Here is a 15,535-nt window from a genome sequence, read left to right as displayed (position 1 = left end):
CGCGGCATGCGCTGGATTCTATTGTTATGCCTGGGCCTGAGCCTGCCCGTCCTGGCGGACCTCGACTACGCCCTCAAGCCCCGGTTGATCGCCGATGACACCTGGCTGCTTGAAGGCAGCACCGACAATTTTGCCAAGGCCAATGGCGGCAATATCGTCAACACCGCCTTCATTGTCACCGAGGCTGGCGTGGTGGTGATCGACACCGGGCCGTCGCGGCGCTACGGCGAAGCCATGCGCGAGGCCATCGCCCGTGTCACCCCCAAACCGGTGATCCAGGTGCTGATTACCCACCATCACCCCGACCATGCGCTGGGCAATCAGGCCTTCAAGGACGTGCCCATCGGCGCCCTGGCCGAGACCACACGATTGCTGCACGAGCAGGGCGACGGCATGGCGGAAAACCTCTACCGCATGGTCGGCGACTGGATGCGCGGTACCGAGGTGGTGTTGCCCACCCAGGTGCTGGAACCCGGTGTGCTGAGCGTCGGCCGCCACGACTTGCGCCTGCTCGCGCTCACCGGCCACACCGGCGCCGACCTGGCGATCTTCGACCAGAGCACCGGCGTGCTGTTCGCCGGCGACCTGGTGTTTTACCAGCGCGCGCTCACCACCCCCAACAGCCCGGGGCTGGCGGTGTGGTTGGCCGACCTCGGCACCCTGCAAGCCTTGCCCTGGACCCTGATCGTGCCCGGCCATGGCCCGGTGGCCAGCGACGCGCAACCCTTCACGCAGATGCGCGACTACCTGACCTGGCTCGATCAACTTTTGCGTGACGGCGCGGCCCACGGCAGCGACATGGCCGAGATGATCCGCAGCCCCATCCCCGAACGCTTCGCCGCTATCAGCCTGAGCCGCCATGAACTGATCCGCAGCGTCAGCCACCTGTACCCGCGATACGAGCGCGAACAGATGCAACGCGTGGATTCGGCGCGCTGACCCGCTACTAAGGAACTAGCAAACTCGATACTGCGGTCAATTGTGACAACTGCCCCTGCGCCCAAGAATCTGCACCAGACCGGGAAAATTTCCCGGGTATAACAAAAACCGCAGAGGTAGCCGTCATGACCCAACCCGCACGCCGCCAACCCTTCGCCTTGAGTGTGTTGCTCGGTGCCATCCTGTTGTCTGGCCAGGCCATGGCCTCGGTCACCGATGAGGAAATCCTCCAGGACCCGAAAAACCCCGGGCAGATCGTCACCAACGGCCTGGGCGTGCAGGGCCAGCGCTACAGCCCCCTCGACACCCTGAACGTCGACAACGTCAAGGAACTGCGCCCGGTCTGGGCGTTTTCCTTTGGTGGCGAGAAGCAGCGTGGGCAACAGGCGCAGCCGATGATCAAGGACGGGGTGATGTACCTCACCGGTTCCTACTCTCGGGTGTTCGCGGTGGATGCGCGCACCGGCAAGAAGCTCTGGCAGTACGATGCGCGTCTGCCCGATGACATCCGCCCGTGCTGTGACGTGATCAACCGTGGCGTGGCGCTGTACGGCGACCTGGTGTTCTTCGGCACCCTCGACGCCAAGCTGGTGGCGCTGAACAAAGACACCGGCAAAGTGGTGTGGAGCAAGAAAGTCGCCGACCACAAAGAAGGCTACTCCATCAGCGCCGCGCCCCTGGTGATCAACGGCAAGCTGATTACCGGTGTGGCCGGTGGCGAGTTCGGCGTGGTGGGCAAGATCGAAGCCTATGACCCGAAAAACGGTGAACTGCTATGGAGTCGCCCGACGGTCGAAGGCCATATGGGCTACGTCTACAAGGACGGCAAGGCGGTGGAGAACGGCATCTCCGGTGGCGAGGCGGGCAAGACCTGGCCCGGGGACTTGTGGAAAACCGGCGGCGCCGCACCGTGGCTGGGCGGCTACTACGACCCGGAAACCAACCTGCTGCTGTTCGGCACCGGCAACCCGGCGCCGTGGAACTCGCACCTGCGCCCTGGCGACAACCTCTACTCGTCCTCGCGCCTGGCGCTGAACCCGGACGACGGCACCATCAAGTGGCACTTCCAGACCACGCCCCATGACGGCTGGGACTATGACGGCGTGAACGAGCTGGTCTCCTTCAATTACACGGAAGGCGGCAAAGAGATCAAAGCCGCCGCCACAGCCGACCGTAACGGCTTCTTCTACGTGCTTGATCGCACCAACGGCAAGTTCATCCGTGGTTTCCCGTTTGTCGACAAGATCACCTGGGCCACCGGCCTGGACAAGGACGGTCGGCCGATCTACAACGACGCCAGCCGCCCTGGCGCCCCGGGCAGCGAAGCCAAGGGCACCTCGGTGTTCGTCGCACCGGCGTTCCTGGGCGCGAAAAACTGGATGCCGATGGCCTATAACCGCGACACCGGGTTGTTCTACGTGCCGTCCAACGAGTGGGGCATGGACATGTGGAACGAAGGCATCGCCTACAAAAAAGGCGCGGCGTTCCTCGGTGCGGGCTTCACTATCAAGCCATTGAACGAAGACTACATAGGCGTGCTGCGCGCCATCGATCCGAAGACCGGCAAGGAAGTTTGGCGCCACAAGAACTTCGCGCCGCTGTGGGGCGGGGTGCTGACCACCAAGGGCAACCTAGTGTTCACCGGCACGCCGGAAGGCTTCCTGCAGGCGTTCAACGCCAAGACCGGCGAGAAAGTCTGGGAATTCCAGACCGGCTCCGGCGTGCTCGGCTCGCCTGTGACCTGGGAAATGGATGGTGAACAGTACGTCTCGGTGCTCTCCGGCTGGGGCGGCGCCGTGCCGTTGTGGGGCGGTGAAGTGGCCAAGCGCATCAAGGACTTCAACCAGGGCGGGATGCTCTGGACCTTCAAGCTGCCCAAAGAGCTGGTCGCCAAACACTGAATCTACGACCAAATGACAAGTGCCCCCCTGCCAACGGCGCATTCGCCCGGCAACGGGGGCTCTTTACTATCGGGTCATCGCCTGTTGACCGACAGGCCCGGACCCAGACAGAGGCTTTAACATGATCTACGCACAACCTGGCACCCCTGGCGCCATCGTCAGCTTCAAGCAGCGCTACGGTAATTACATCGGCGGTGAATTCGTCGCCCCGCTGAGCGGTGAGTACTTCACCAACACTTCGCCGGTGACCGGTGAAGTGATCGCCGAATTCCCGCGCTCCAACGCCGCCGATATCGACAAGGCCCTCGACGCTGCCCATGCTGCCGCCGACGCCTGGGGCAAGACCTCGCCCCAGGATCGCTCGCTGGTGCTGCTGAAAATCGCCGACCGTATCGAGCAGCACCTCGAAGTGCTGGCCGTGACCGAAAGCTGGGACAACGGCAAGGCCGTGCGCGAAACCCTCAACGCTGACGTGCCCCTGGCCGCTGACCACTTCCGCTACTTCGCCGGCTGCATCCGCGCTCAGGAAGGCGGCGCCGCCGAGATCAACGAACACACCGCGGCCTATCACTTCCATGAGCCCTTGGGCGTGGTCGGGCAGATCATTCCGTGGAACTTCCCGCTGCTGATGGCCGCCTGGAAACTCGCCCCGGCCCTGGCCGCCGGTAACTGCATCGTGCTCAAGCCGGCCGAGCAGACGCCGTTGTCGATCATGGTGTTTGCCGAGTTGATCAATGACCTGCTGCCACCGGGCGTGCTGAATATCGTCCAGGGCTTTGGCCGCGAAGCCGGGGAGGCACTGGCCACCAGCAAGCGCATCGCCAAGATCGCCTTTACCGGCTCGACCCCCATCGGCGCGCACATCATGCATGCGGCCGCCGAGAACCTCATTCCCTCCACCGTGGAACTGGGCGGCAAGTCGCCGAACATCTTCTTCGAAGACATCATGCAGGCCGAGCCGCAGTTCATCGAAAAAGCCGCCGAAGGCCTGGTGCTGGCGTTCTTCAACCAGGGCGAAGTGTGCACCTGCCCGTCGCGGGCGCTGGTGCAGGAGTCGATCTACGACGACTTCATGAAAGTGGTGATGAAGAAGATCGTCAAGATCAAGCGCGGCAACCCGTTGGACACCGAGACCATGGTCGGCGCCCAGGCGTCCGAACAGCAATACGACAAGATCCTCTCCTACCTCAAGATCGCCCAGGAAGAGGGCGCCGAGCTGCTCACCGGCGGCGCGGCCGAGCGCCTGGAGGGCGACCTGTCCAGCGGTTACTACATCCAGCCGACCCTGCTCAAGGGCCACAACAAGATGCGCGTGTTCCAGGAAGAAATCTTCGGCCCGGTGGTGGGTATCACCACCTTCAAGGACGAAGCCGAAGCCCTGGCGATTGCCAACGACAGCGAATTCGGCCTCGGCGCCGGGCTGTGGACCCGCGACATCAACCGCGCCTACCGCATGGGCCGGGCGATCAAGGCCGGTCGCGTGTGGACCAACTGTTATCACCTGTACCCGGCGCATGCGGCGTTTGGCGGCTACAAGAAGTCGGGCGTGGGGCGTGAGAACCACAAGATGATGCTCGATCACTACCAGCAGACCAAGAATTTGCTGGTGAGCTACGACATCAATCCGTTGGGTTTCTTCTAACCCTCGGATTGCAACGCGGTCCCCTGTGGGAGGGGGCTTGCTCCCGATGGCGGTAGGTCAGTCAACAGTGATGTGGCTGACACATTGCTATCGGGAGCAAGCCCCCTCCCACATTTTGATCGGCGTATACCCGCTACCAATGCGGGTGCGAGCTCCTTCGAAAGTAGCATTCGCACCCCCATCCACCCATGCATTAATGCCCTTACCGGAATCTTCCGGCACAACAAGAGGAGTCTCCCTATGTGGACCAAACCCGCCTTCACCGACCTGCGTATCGGCTTCGAAGTGACCATGTACTTCGCCAGCCGCTGATCCATCTCCGGCCAGCCTCGCGCTGGCCGGTGCCGTATTGGGAATGACCCTTTGGTCTGATTGCATTCGCCCCGGAATGGGTTAGTGTGAAGCGCATCTCCCAAAAATAATAAGAACAGGCTTTCCAATGAGCCCCAATCTGAGCCTCCTGCGTAAATTCGTCTCGCCTGAAATCATCTTCGGTGCCGGCTGCCGGCACAACGTCGGTAACTACGCCAAGACCTTTGGTGCGCGCAAGGTGCTGGTGGTCAGCGACCCTGGGGTGATCGCCGCCGGTTGGGTCGCCGATGTGGAAGCCAGCCTGCAGGCCATCGGTATCGACTACTGCCTGTACAGCGCCGTGTCGCCCAACCCGCGCGTCGAAGAAGTGATGCTCGGTGCCGAGGTGTATCGGGAAAACCATTGCGATGTGATCGTGGCCATCGGCGGCGGCAGCCCCATGGACTGCGGCAAGGCCATCGGCATTGTGGTCGCCCATGGGCGCTGTATCCTCGAGTTCGAAGGCGTGGACACCATCCGTGTGCCAAGCCCGCCGTTGATCCTGATCCCCACCACCGCCGGCACGTCGGCGGATGTCTCGCAGTTCGTGATCATTTCCAACCAGCAGGAACGCATGAAGTTCTCCATCGTCAGCAAGGCGGTGGTGCCGGATGTGTCGCTGATCGACCCGGAAACCACGGCGAGCATGGACCCGTTCCTGTCCGCCTGTACCGGCATCGACGCGCTGGTGCATGCCATTGAGGCGTTCGTGTCCACCGGTCACGGCCCGCTCACCGACCCCCATGCGCTGGAAGCCATGCGCCTGATCAACGGTAACCTGGTGCAGATGATCGCCAACCCCGGTGACATTGCCCTGCGCGAGAAGATCATGCTCGGCAGCATGCAGGCCGGCCTGGCGTTCTCCAATGCGATCCTCGGCGCGGTGCATGCCATGTCCCACAGCCTCGGCGGGTTTCTCGACCTGCCCCATGGTTTGTGCAACGCGGTGCTGGTGGAACACGTGGTGGCGTTCAACTACAACTCGGCGCCGGAGCGCTTCAAGGTAATTGCCGAGACCTTTGGCATCGATTGCCGGGGCCTCAGCCATCGGCAGATTCGCGGGCGGCTGGTGGAGCATCTGATTGCCCTGAAGCACGCCATCGGCTTTCACGAAACCCTCGGTTTGCATGGGGTGCGCGTGGCGGATATTCCGTTCCTGTCCCAACATGCGATGCACGACCCGTGCATCCTCACCAACCCGCGCGAGTCCAGCCAGCGTGATGTCGAGGTCGTATATGGCGAAGCGCTCTGACGACCAGCAACAGGCCCTGGCCGGGTTGCTGGGCCTGGGCAATCACTCGGCGCGCAAGAGCCACTACCCGGAACTCACCGCGCGCCTCGACGAGCTGGAGGCCGAGCGCAACCGCTATATCCGTCTCAACGATGAGCTGGAGCAGCGCGTGGCGGCGCGCACCGATGAGCTGCTGGAAGCCAACCGCAACCTGCAACAACAGATCGCCCAGCGCGAGCAGGTCGAGCAGGAACTGCGCGATGCGCGCGACGCCGCCGAAGCTGCCAACCGCAGCAAGGACAAATACCTTGCCGCCGCCAGCCATGACCTGCTGCAACCGCTTAACGCGGCGCGGCTGCTGATCTCGACCCTGCGCGAACGCAACTTGCCCAGCGTCGAGCAGGTGCTGGTGGAACGTACGCACCAGGCCCTGGAAGGCGCCGAGGATTTGCTCACCGACCTGCTGGATATTTCGCGGCTCGACCAGGCGGCGGTCAAGCCCGATGTGGCGCTGTATCGCCTGGATGAGCTGTTTGCGCCGCTGGTCTCGGAGTTCCAGTCGGTGGCGCTGGCGGCCGGGCTGAACCTGCGCGCGCGTACCGGCCATTATGCGATTCGCACTGACCTGCGCCTGGTGACGCGGATCCTGCGTAACTTCCTCAGCAACGCCTGCCGCTACACCGACGAGGGCTGCATCCTGCTCGGCGCGCGCCGCCGTGGCGATCGCCTGCGCCTGGAGGTGTGGGACACCGGGCGCGGCATCGCGGCCGACCGGCTCGATGCGATCTTCCTCGAGTTCAACCAGCTCGACGTCGGCCGTGCCTCGGACCGCAAAGGCGTAGGGCTGGGCCTGGCGATTGTCGAGCGCATCGCCGAGATCCTCGGCTACCCGGTGGCGGTCCGTTCGTGGCCGGGGCGTGGCTCGATGTTCAGTATCGAGGTGCCCATCAGCGAAGAGATGCCCCTGGCGATCAGCCAACTGCCGGTGCTGCCGACCACGGGCAACCCGCTGCCGGGGCGGCGTTTGCTGGTAATCGATAACGAGGTGAGCATCCTCGACAGCATGCGCGCGCTGCTGGGGCAGTGGGGCTGTGAGGTGATCACCGCCACCGACCAGGCCGGGGCGTTGCTGGCGCTGCAGGGCAGGGCACCGGAATTGATCCTCGCCGACTACCACCTTGACCACGGCGTGGTGGGCTGTGCGGTGGTCAAGCACCTGCGCGAGCATTTCGCGCAGAACATCCCCGCCGTGATCATCACCGCCGACCGCACCGACCAGTGCCGCCGCGTGCTGCGTCGCCTGGACGCGCCGTTGTTGAACAAACCGCTCAAGCCCGGCAAGTTGCGGGCGGTATTGAGCCAGTTATTGACCTAGGGTGTTGATACCCGTCAACACCCGTTGCGGCGCTTTGCCCCATGCTGCGGGCTCTGATTCAGAGCCCGACGGAGCCCGCCATGAACGCCCCCGCAACAACCGCAGCATCCTTCAAGTTGCCCCTGGGCCTGGTGATCGGTGTACTGGTGATGGTCGGCGTGCTGCTGTTGCCGATGCCCGTCGACTTACCGGTGGCTGGGCAGCGCATGCTGGCGATCCTCGCGTTTGCCGTGGTGGTGTGGATCACCGAGGCGGTGTCTTATGAAGCCAGCGCGATCATGATTACCTCGCTCATGGCGTTTTTGCTTGGCACGGCACCGTCGCTGCAAGACCCCACCCACCTGATCGGCTCCAGCCCGGCCATCAGCATGGCGCTCACCGGCTTTTCCAACCCGGCACTGGCCCTGGTGGCGGGCGCGTTGTTTATTGCGGCGGCCATGACCCACACCGGCCTGGACCGGCGCATCGCCCTGGTGACCCTGACCCGCGTCGGAACCAGCACCCGCGGCATTCTGCTTGGGGCGATTGCGGTGACGATCCTGCTCAGCCTCGTCGTCCCCAGCGCCACTGCGCGCAGCGCCTGTGTGGTGCCGATCATGATGGGCGTGGTCGCCGCGTTTGGCGTGGACAAGCGCTCCAACATCGCCGCCGGCCTGATGATCGTGGTGGCCCAGGGCACCAGCATCTGGAACGTCGGCATCCAGACCGCCGCCGCGCAAAACCTGCTGACCGTGGGCTTTATGGACAAGATGCTCGGCCAGCGCGTGTCGTGGATCGACTGGCTGATCGCCGGCGCGCCGTGGGCGGTGATCATGTCGGCGGTGTTGCTGTTCCTGGTGATCAAGCTGCTGCCTCCGGAAACCGACAGCATCCCCGGTGGCAAGGAAGCCGTGGCCCAGTCCCTGGTGGACATCGGCCCGATGACCGGCCCGCAGAAACGCTTGCTGACGGTGTCGGTGTTGTTGCTGTTGGCATGGGCGACGGAAGGGCGCCTGCACCCTTTCGACACGACCTCGACCACCTACGCCGGGCTGGTGTTCCTGCTGCTGCCGGGGATTGGGGTGATGACCTGGAAGGATGTGCAGTCGCGCATTCCATGGGGCACGGTGATTGTGTTTGGCGTGGGCATCAGCCTCGGTACCGCGCTGCTGACCACCCAGGCCGGGCAATGGCTGGGCTCCCAGGTGGTGGCGCACACCGGCCTGGATCGGGTCGGGCCGCTGGGGGTGTTTGCGATCCTGGGGGCGTTTTTGATCGTGATCCATCTGGGCTTTGCCAGCGCCACGGCGCTGACCTCGGCGCTGTTGCCGATATTGATTGCGGTGTTGCAGACCTTGCCGGGGGAGTTCAACCGCTTGGGCATGACCATGCTGCTGGGGTTTGTGATGAGCTACGGGTTTATCCTGCCGATCAATGCGCCGCAGAACATGGTGTGCCTGGGGACCGGGACGTTTACGGCGCGGCAGTTTGCCAAGGTGGGGATTCTGGTGACGTTGATCGGGTATGGGTTGATGTTGGTGTTTGCGGCGACTTACTGGAGCTGGCTCGGTTGGATCTGATTTGAAATGCGCTTCTGGTCGCACAGCAAACTGGAACCCCTGTGGCGAGCGGGCTTGTCCCGCGTTGGGGGGCGAAGCGCCCCCAATGAAGGACGAATGCGGTGTACCCGATATTGCGTAGTGGCTGGTTTTGGGGCTGCTGCGCAGCCCAACGCGGGACAAGCCCGCTCGCCACAAGTCTGCACATCTTGTGATTCAAACCGGCAGGCGAAATTGCTTACGCAAGGCCTTATCGAAGAACCCAGCAGGGGCGAAGCGGCGCAGCAGGCTGATTTGTCGTGCGGCCTTGCCAGCCGTGTAGCGAGGCTGAGGGTGGATGTCGGTCGCGGCTTTGACCACGACTGCCGCGACGACGTCTGGCCGGTCGGCTTTCGGCATCACCTCGGCCAGCAGTGCCTTGAACCCGGCTCGGGGCTGATCGTAGGTCTTCAGCAGCGAGTCTGGCTCAATGCCGTTTTGATCGAAGACGGTACGCACGAATGCGGGCTCGATGACCGAGACGCGAATATTGAAGGCACGCACCTCGTGGTCAAGGGATTCGGAATAGCCTTCCAGCGCGTGCTTGACCGCCGAATAATGAGCGGAGTAGGGCGCGGGGATTACCCCTAGAATCGATCCGATATTGATGATGCGCCCCTGGCCACGCTCTCGCATTGCCGGGAGTACCGCATTGGTCATGCGGATGACGCCGAACAGATTGACGTCGAACAGTGCCTGTACCTGTGGGAGCGAGAATTCTTCAGCGCCGCCCAGCAGGCCGATGCCGGCATTATTGACCAGCAGATCGATCCGCCCGGTCTGTGCGAGCACGGTGGAGACGAGCGCACTGACAGAGGCGTCGTCTGTCACGTCGCAGGTGAGCATGGACACCGGCGTTGAGCTGGCCCCCGCTTTCCGACTTGTGCCAAATACCCTATACCCTGCACGCACCAGTGCTTCAGCAGTCGCTTGACCAATACCGGACGACGCACCGGTGACTATCGCAGTTCTTTCGGAAGGTGTTTTCATTTGAGGCTCCGCCGGTTGTTGAGTGTGTGCTGGGTCATATGATCTTTATGACCACCTTCCCCTTGGCTCTGCCCCGTTCGACGTAGCTCAATGCCTCAGCCGTTGCCTCGAAAGGGAAGGTTCGGTCGATCACGGGTGTGATAGCGCCGGACTCGACGAGCACGGTGATTTTCTGCAATTGCGCACCGCTCGCGCGCATGAACACGAACCCATAGTCGACGCCCTGCCTGCGGGCTTTTCTGCGTATGCCGCTGCTTAACAGGCGCATGATCCAACCGAGTCCCCAGGACAGCTTTTGCTCGCGTGCGAACTCGGCGGTTGGTGGCCCTGAGATAGAAATGAGCTGCCCACCCGGCTTGAGAATGCGCAGGGATGTTTCCAGTTCGGCGGGGCCCAGGCTGTTCAATACGACGTCGTAGTCACGCAACACGGTTTCGAAGTTTTGCTGCGTGTAGTCGATGACGACGTCTGCTCCCAGCGCCTTGACCCACTCCACGTTGGGGGTGCTGGTCGTGGTGGCAACGAAAGCCCCCAGGTGTTTTGCAAGCTGGATGGCAATGCTGCCGACACCACCGGAGCCCGCCTGGATAAAGACTTTTTGTCCCTTCTTCAAGCGGGCTGTTTCAACCAACACCTGCCAGGCGGTCAGTGCAACCAGGGGCAGGGCGGCGGCTTGTTCCATGCTGGTGTTTTTGGGTTTCAGTGCGAGGGCACTTTCCTCAATCGCGATCAGCTCGGCAAAGCCACCGATGCGCGCGTCGGGCGGGCGCGCGTAGACCTCGTCACCGGGCTTGAAGCTGCGCACGCCTGACCCTACGCGAACGACGACGCCGGCCACGTCGTTGCCCATGATCAGCGGGAATGGGTACGGCAGGATCAGTTTGAATTCACCCTTGCTGATCTTCGAATCCAGCAGGTTGACGCTGCTGGCATGCACCTTGATCAGCACGTCGTGGATGCCTGGTTCCGGGTCCGGTACCTCGGCAAGGCGTCCTTGATTCTTGCCGTAACGGTCGATCAGGAAGGCTTTCATCGTTCAGTTCCCATGGTTCGCGTGACTATCACGCCTTGGCTTGATAGCGCTCGGCGACGACCGATTGGCGAATCTCTGACAGCAAACCTTGGCGGGCGGCCTGCAGGGCATCCCAGCGGGCGGCGTCTTGCAATGGCGGAATGGTCACCGGCTCGCGACGATCAAAACCGACCAGCGCAGCATCGACCAGCTCGTCCACGCTCATGATTTCGCTCAGGGTATTGATGTCGATGCCCGCGCGATCCCAGATTTCCGTGCGGGTGGCCGCTGGAAGAACGGCTTGCACGTAGACGCCTTTGGGCGAGAGCTCGAGGCTCAGCCCTTGGGATAGAAACAGCACGAACGCCTTGGTTGCACCGTAGACGCTCATGCCGAATTCCGGTGCCAGCCCCACCACCGAGCCAATGTTGATAATCGCGCCGTTACCGGCGTGTACCAGGCGTGGAGCGATAGCGCTGGCGAGTCGCACCAGGGCGGTGGTGTTGAGCGCAACCAGGTTGGTAACGCTGTCGATGGATTGCTCAATGAAGCTGCCGGACAGGGCGGCGCCCGCATTGTTCACAAGGATGCCGATACTGGCGTCATCACGCAGGCGAGCTTCGACGGTGGTCAGGTCGCTGGTTTGAGTCAGGTCGGCCTGGATCACGTCAATGGAAACCGCGTGTTTCTCACGCAGCCGCAAGGCCAATGCGTCCAGCCGGCTTTTGTCGCGGGCAACCAGCACCAGGTTGTGCCCACGTTGGGCAAAACGCTCGGCGTAGGTCGCGCCAATGCCTGTTGAGGCGCCGGTAATCAGTACGGTTTCTGGGGTGCTCATAGGTAGATGCTCTTGATTGTTCAGGATGATCAGAGACGGCGATCCGCGCCGCACAGCCGCAGAGACATGTGCGGGTGGTTTTATGATGTCGATCATAATCAAAGGTGTCAATAGTTTTGATTATGAACGACATCAGAGTATGATCAGGCCATTGTTCAGGAGTCGCAGGGGCGCGAAATGAAGATCACCAAGACGCAATCACTCGCCAACCGAGCTCATATTGTGGAGACGGCGTCAGAGCTGTTTCGTGAGCGTGGCTATGACGGTGTGGGTGTGGCAGAACTCATGGCTACTGCGGGTTTTACCCAGGGAGGCTTCTACAAACACTTTGGCTCCAAGGCCGATCTGATGGCCGAAGCGGCCGAAAACAGCCTGGCCAAATCCCTGTCGAGTACCTGCGATCTCGACGTGCCGGAATTTGTAAACCTGTACGTGTCCAGGGACCACCGAGACGGCAGGGGAGCGGGGTGCACCCTGGCAGCCCTGTGTGGTGACGCCGCCCGTCAGTCCGATGATCTGAAGGCGACCTTTGCCAGTGGCGTTGAAAACACGCTTGCAGCACTCGAGGACAAGTACACGGCGGGTGTGGATGTCACCAGGCAAGAGGCCCGCGCGAAAATGATCGACCTGCTGGCCCATGCAATCGGTGCGGTCATGCTGTCGCGGGCGTGTCCGGATGACTCGGCCCTGGCGGATGAAATATTGGAAACGTGCCGCGCTGAGATAATCGCATCCCTGCCATCGAGTAAAGAAAGCAGCGCATGAGTGGCAAGATGGGCGCTGACTGATACGTCCAAGATGGCAAGATGAACTCTGCTCAGGTTTACTGTCTCTGAGTAGTGGTTTTACCGACGTCACCCGTCGGGTCATCTAGGTCATCGAATGGATAAATACACCCCCCACACCTGGGAACCCCACGAGCGCCCGAGCCTGCCCGGTTCGCCGTCGACGCCGTGGCACCCCACCCACAAGCGCTGGCTGTATGCGCTGGTCGGCGTGCTGGTGGCAATCACCGGTGGCCTGGGCAACGCGCTGGTCATCGCCAACCTGCAATACCTGCAAGGCGCGCTCGGGGCGACCACCGCGGAAATGGCCTGGCTGCCCGCCGCCTATGTGATGACCAACGTGTGCATGAACCTGCTGCTGGTGAAGTTTCGCCAGCAATTCGGCCTGCGGGCGTTTACCGAGGTGTTCCTGGTGCTGTACGCGCTGGTGACCTTCGGCCACTTGTTCGTCAACGACCTTAACTCGGCCATCGCGGTGCGGGCGGCCCATGGCATGGTCGGCGCGGCGCTGAGTTCGTTGGGCTTGTACTACATGATCCAGGCGTTCCCGGCGAAGTGGCGGTTGAAATCCCTGGTGCTGGGGTTGGGCACGGCGCAATTGGCCTTGCCGCTGGCGCGACTGTTCTCCGAAGACCTGCTGCAAATTGCCGAGTGGCGTGGTTTGTACCTGTTCGAACTGGGCATGGCGCTGATCTGCCTGGGCTGTGTGTTCCTGCTCAAGCTGCCCCCCGGCGACCGCTTCAAGACCTTTGAAAAACTTGATTTCCTCACCTTCGCCATCCTCGCCAGCGGCGTGGCCCTGCTGTGCGCGGTGCTGTCCCTGGGGCGTATCGACTGGTGGCTGGAGGCCCCTTGGATCGGCGTGGCCTCGGCCTGTTCCCTGGTGCTGATCATGGCCGGCCTGGCCATCGAACATAACCGCGCCAACCCGCTGCTGATGACGCGCTGGCTGGGCAGCGGCACCATGATTCGCCTGGCGCTGGCGGTGATCCTGATTCGCATGGTGCTGTCGGAGCAGTCCACCGGTGCTGTCGGGTTCATGCAGATGTTGAACATGAGCTACCAGCAGATGCACACGCTGTACGTGGTGATGCTGGCGGGGGCGATTGCCGGGTTGGTGGTCAGTGCGCTGACGATCAACCCGGCGCACCTGCTGATGCCGCTGGTGATTTCCCTGGCGCTGATGGCCACCGGCTCGGTGATGGACAGTTTCTCCAGCAACCTCACGCGCCCGCAGAACCTGTACATCAGCCAGTTCCTGCTAGGCTTCGGCGGTACGTTCTTTCTGGGGCCGACCATGGTGCTGGGGACCAAAAACGTGTTGGCCAACCCGCGTAACCTGGTGAGCTTTTCGGTGATGTTCGGGATTTGCCAGAACCTCGGCGGCCTGATAGGCGCGGCCTTGCTCGGCACCTTCCAGATCGTGCGCGAGAAGTATCACTCCAGCATGATCGTCGAGCACCTGACCTTGCTCGACCCGCGTGTGGCCGCGCGGGTGCAGAGCGGCGGGTCGGCCTATGGCGGTATCATCGCCGACCCGGAACTGCGCAACCTGATGGGCATCCGCAGCCTGGCCACCGCGGCGACCCGTGAGGCCAATGTCATGGCCTACAACGATGTGTTCATGCTGATCGCGATTATCGCGATCCTGACCATGATCTGGATCTTTATCCGCAGTCTGTGGCTGATGAGCACCACTAAAGCAGCCACTCCCGTTCAACCCAGCGGCGCTACTTCATGACCGAACCGACCACCACGACCACCAATGCCATCGCCGCCACCCCGGAAGGCACCACGCCACCCGGTGCCACGGTCACCGAGCCGCGCTCGTTGCGCGTGCGCATCCTCTCGTCACTGGGTTTCGCCGCGATTGCCATCGTCGGGGTGCTGATCGTGCTGTATGCCTGGCAACTGCCGCCGTTCAGCAGCGCGGTGGAAACCACCGAGAACGCTCTGGTGCGTGGCCAGGTAACCATCATCGGCCCGCAGCTCAGCGGCTATGTGTTCGAGGTGCCGGTGCAGGACTTCCAGTACGTCAAGGCCGGCGACCTGCTGGTGCGCCTGGATGACCGCATCTACAAGCAGCGCCTCGACCAGGCGCTGGCGCAACTGGCGGTGCAGAAGGCTTCGCTGGCCAATGTGGTGCAGCAACGCAACAGTGCCGAAGCCACCATCAAGCTGCGCCAGGCCGCACTGGTGGATAGCCAGGCCCAGGCGCGCAAAAGCACCGCCGACCTGCGCCGCAATGAAGAGCTGATCAGCGACGGTTCGGTGTCCAAGCGCGAGCTGGACGTGACCCGCGCCGCCAATGCGCAGACCATCGCGGCGGTGGCACAGGCCCAGGCGAGCCTGGAAATTGCGCGGCAGGATTTGCAAACGGTGATCGTCAATCGCGGCTCCCTGGAAGCGGCGGTCGCGAGTGCCGAGGCCGCAGTGGAGTTGGCGCGTATCGACCTGTCCAACACCCGCATCACCGCGCCGCGTGACGGGCAGCTGGGGCAGATTGGCGTGCGTCTGGGAGCCTACGTCAACTCCGGAGCGCAGTTGATGGCGCTGGTGCCGAAGCAGCTGTGGGTGATCGCCAACATGAAGGAAACCCAGATGGACAATGTGCAGGTCGGCCAGCCGGTGACCTTCACCGTGGATGCGCTGAACCACCGCAGGTTTCACGGCACGGTGCAGCATATTTCCCCGGCCACGGGGTCGGAATTCAGCCTGTTGCAGGCGGACAACGCGACGGGCAACTTTGTGAAGATTGCCCAGCGCGTGCCGGTAAGGATTACGGTGGACCCGGATCAGGCTGAGAGTGAACGGTTGCGGCCGGGGTTGTCGGTTGTCGTGAGTATCGATACGGCTGGGCGCCTCAAAAACTCTCCACCTTGAGCAAGCTCGCT

13 protein-coding genes are annotated in these 15,535 nt (G+C 62.6%); 10 read left to right on the top strand and 3 right to left on the bottom strand.

Features of this window, described 5'->3' with window-relative positions:
- The first annotated feature begins 6 nt into the window (after positions 1 to 6).
- The 7 genes from M2397_RS16605 to M2397_RS16575 all read left to right on the top strand — a co-directional run bounded on the left by M2397_RS16605 (position 7) and on the right by M2397_RS16575 (position 8,998).
- Positions 7 to 939 (top strand): quinoprotein relay system zinc metallohydrolase 1, encoded by a 933-nt coding sequence (locus tag M2397_RS16605; protein ID WP_259244077.1) that lies wholly within the window; start codon positions 7 to 9, stop codon positions 937 to 939.
- A 125-nt stretch (positions 940 to 1,064) separates the two neighbouring features.
- Entirely contained in the window at positions 1,065 to 2,840 is a 1,776-nt protein-coding gene (locus M2397_RS16600; RefSeq protein ID WP_010209362.1) for a PQQ-dependent methanol/ethanol family dehydrogenase, read from the top strand.
- 121 nt (positions 2,841 to 2,961) lie between these two features.
- Positions 2,962 to 4,482 carry an aldehyde dehydrogenase family protein gene (locus tag M2397_RS16595; protein ID WP_010209363.1) on the top strand — a complete coding sequence of 507 codons (1,521 nt, stop codon included), beginning with the start codon at positions 2,962 to 2,964 and terminating at the stop codon, positions 4,480 to 4,482.
- 240 nt (positions 4,483 to 4,722) lie between these two features.
- The gene (gene pqqA / locus M2397_RS16590) at positions 4,723 to 4,794 is read left to right on the top strand and encodes a pyrroloquinoline quinone precursor peptide PqqA (RefSeq protein WP_010209364.1); all 72 of its coding nucleotides are present in this window, start codon (positions 4,723 to 4,725) and stop codon (positions 4,792 to 4,794) included.
- A 127-nt stretch (positions 4,795 to 4,921) separates the two neighbouring features.
- Positions 4,922 to 6,085 carry an alcohol dehydrogenase-like regulatory protein ErcA gene (gene ercA / locus M2397_RS16585; protein WP_090405974.1) on the top strand — a complete coding sequence of 388 codons (1,164 nt, stop codon included), beginning with the start codon at positions 4,922 to 4,924 and terminating at the stop codon, positions 6,083 to 6,085.
- On the top strand, positions 6,069 to 7,439 hold the full coding sequence (locus M2397_RS16580; protein ID WP_145336154.1) for a hybrid sensor histidine kinase/response regulator: 1,371 nt from the start codon (positions 6,069 to 6,071) through the stop codon (positions 7,437 to 7,439). Before ercA ends, M2397_RS16580 begins: the two co-directional genes overlap by 17 nt.
- 80 nt (positions 7,440 to 7,519) lie before the next feature.
- Positions 7,520 to 8,998 carry a DASS family sodium-coupled anion symporter gene (locus M2397_RS16575; protein ID WP_167655720.1) on the top strand — a complete coding sequence of 493 codons (1,479 nt, stop codon included), beginning with the start codon at positions 7,520 to 7,522 and terminating at the stop codon, positions 8,996 to 8,998.
- A gap of 195 nt (positions 8,999 to 9,193) precedes the next feature.
- Here M2397_RS16575 and M2397_RS16570 read toward each other — a convergent pair whose 3' ends face one another.
- Genes M2397_RS16570 through M2397_RS16560 form a run of 3 tightly spaced genes read right to left on the bottom strand, consistent with a single transcriptional unit; the run spans position 9,194 to position 11,856 of the window.
- Entirely contained in the window at positions 9,194 to 10,006 is an 813-nt protein-coding gene (locus M2397_RS16570; protein WP_131698160.1) for an oxidoreductase, read from the bottom strand.
- Between the two features lie 34 nt (positions 10,007 to 10,040).
- Complete coding sequence (locus M2397_RS16565; protein ID WP_131698159.1) at positions 10,041 to 11,039, bottom strand: NADP-dependent oxidoreductase; 999 nt, start codon at positions 11,037 to 11,039, stop codon at positions 10,041 to 10,043.
- A 28-nt stretch (positions 11,040 to 11,067) separates the two neighbouring features.
- Positions 11,068 to 11,856 carry an SDR family oxidoreductase gene (locus M2397_RS16560; protein ID WP_259244075.1) on the bottom strand — a complete coding sequence of 263 codons (789 nt, stop codon included), beginning with the start codon at positions 11,854 to 11,856 and terminating at the stop codon, positions 11,068 to 11,070.
- A gap of 177 nt (positions 11,857 to 12,033) precedes the next feature.
- Here M2397_RS16560 and M2397_RS16555 point away from each other — a divergent pair, with 177 nt between their 5' ends.
- From M2397_RS16555 to M2397_RS16545, 3 genes are all read left to right on the top strand, one after another.
- Positions 12,034 to 12,621: a TetR/AcrR family transcriptional regulator gene (locus tag M2397_RS16555; RefSeq protein WP_259244074.1), complete on the top strand. Its 588-nt coding sequence runs from the start codon at positions 12,034 to 12,036 to the stop codon at positions 12,619 to 12,621.
- Positions 12,622 to 12,738: 117 nt separating this feature from the next.
- Entirely contained in the window at positions 12,739 to 14,382 is a 1,644-nt protein-coding gene (locus tag M2397_RS16550) for an MFS transporter (RefSeq protein ID WP_184742885.1), read from the top strand.
- A complete protein-coding gene (locus tag M2397_RS16545) occupies positions 14,379 to 15,524 on the top strand; it encodes an HlyD family secretion protein (RefSeq protein WP_053138529.1) in 1,146 nt (381 codons plus the stop codon). The genes M2397_RS16550 and M2397_RS16545 overlap by 4 nt, the downstream gene beginning before the upstream one ends.
- The last annotated feature ends 11 nt before the right edge of the window (positions 15,525 to 15,535 follow it).

This window comes from Pseudomonas sp. BIGb0381, assembly GCF_024809815.1.
GTDB lineage: Bacteria > Pseudomonadota > Gammaproteobacteria > Pseudomonadales > Pseudomonadaceae > Aquipseudomonas.
Note: the sequence above shows the minus strand (reverse complement) of the source record. Positions and strands in the feature narration are given on the sequence as shown.

Coding starts and splice junctions, on each gene's coding strand:
- M2397_RS16605 (WP_259244077.1), top strand. CDS start 7: ATGCGCTGGATTCTATTGTTATGCCTGGGCCTGAGCCTGCCCGTCCTG.
- M2397_RS16600 (WP_010209362.1), top strand. CDS start 1,065: ATGACCCAACCCGCACGCCGCCAACCCTTCGCCTTGAGTGTGTTGCTC.
- M2397_RS16595 (WP_010209363.1), top strand. CDS start 2,962: ATGATCTACGCACAACCTGGCACCCCTGGCGCCATCGTCAGCTTCAAG.
- ercA (WP_090405974.1), top strand. CDS start 4,922: ATGAGCCCCAATCTGAGCCTCCTGCGTAAATTCGTCTCGCCTGAAATC.
- M2397_RS16580 (WP_145336154.1), top strand. CDS start 6,069: ATGGCGAAGCGCTCTGACGACCAGCAACAGGCCCTGGCCGGGTTGCTG.
- M2397_RS16575 (WP_167655720.1), top strand. CDS start 7,520: ATGAACGCCCCCGCAACAACCGCAGCATCCTTCAAGTTGCCCCTGGGC.
- M2397_RS16570 (WP_131698160.1), bottom strand. CDS start 10,006: ATGAAAACACCTTCCGAAAGAACTGCGATAGTCACCGGTGCGTCGTCC.
- M2397_RS16565 (WP_131698159.1), bottom strand. CDS start 11,039: ATGAAAGCCTTCCTGATCGACCGTTACGGCAAGAATCAAGGACGCCTT.
- M2397_RS16560 (WP_259244075.1), bottom strand. CDS start 11,856: ATGAGCACCCCAGAAACCGTACTGATTACCGGCGCCTCAACAGGCATT.
- M2397_RS16555 (WP_259244074.1), top strand. CDS start 12,034: ATGAAGATCACCAAGACGCAATCACTCGCCAACCGAGCTCATATTGTG.
- M2397_RS16550 (WP_184742885.1), top strand. CDS start 12,739: ATGGATAAATACACCCCCCACACCTGGGAACCCCACGAGCGCCCGAGC.
- M2397_RS16545 (WP_053138529.1), top strand. CDS start 14,379: ATGACCGAACCGACCACCACGACCACCAATGCCATCGCCGCCACCCCG.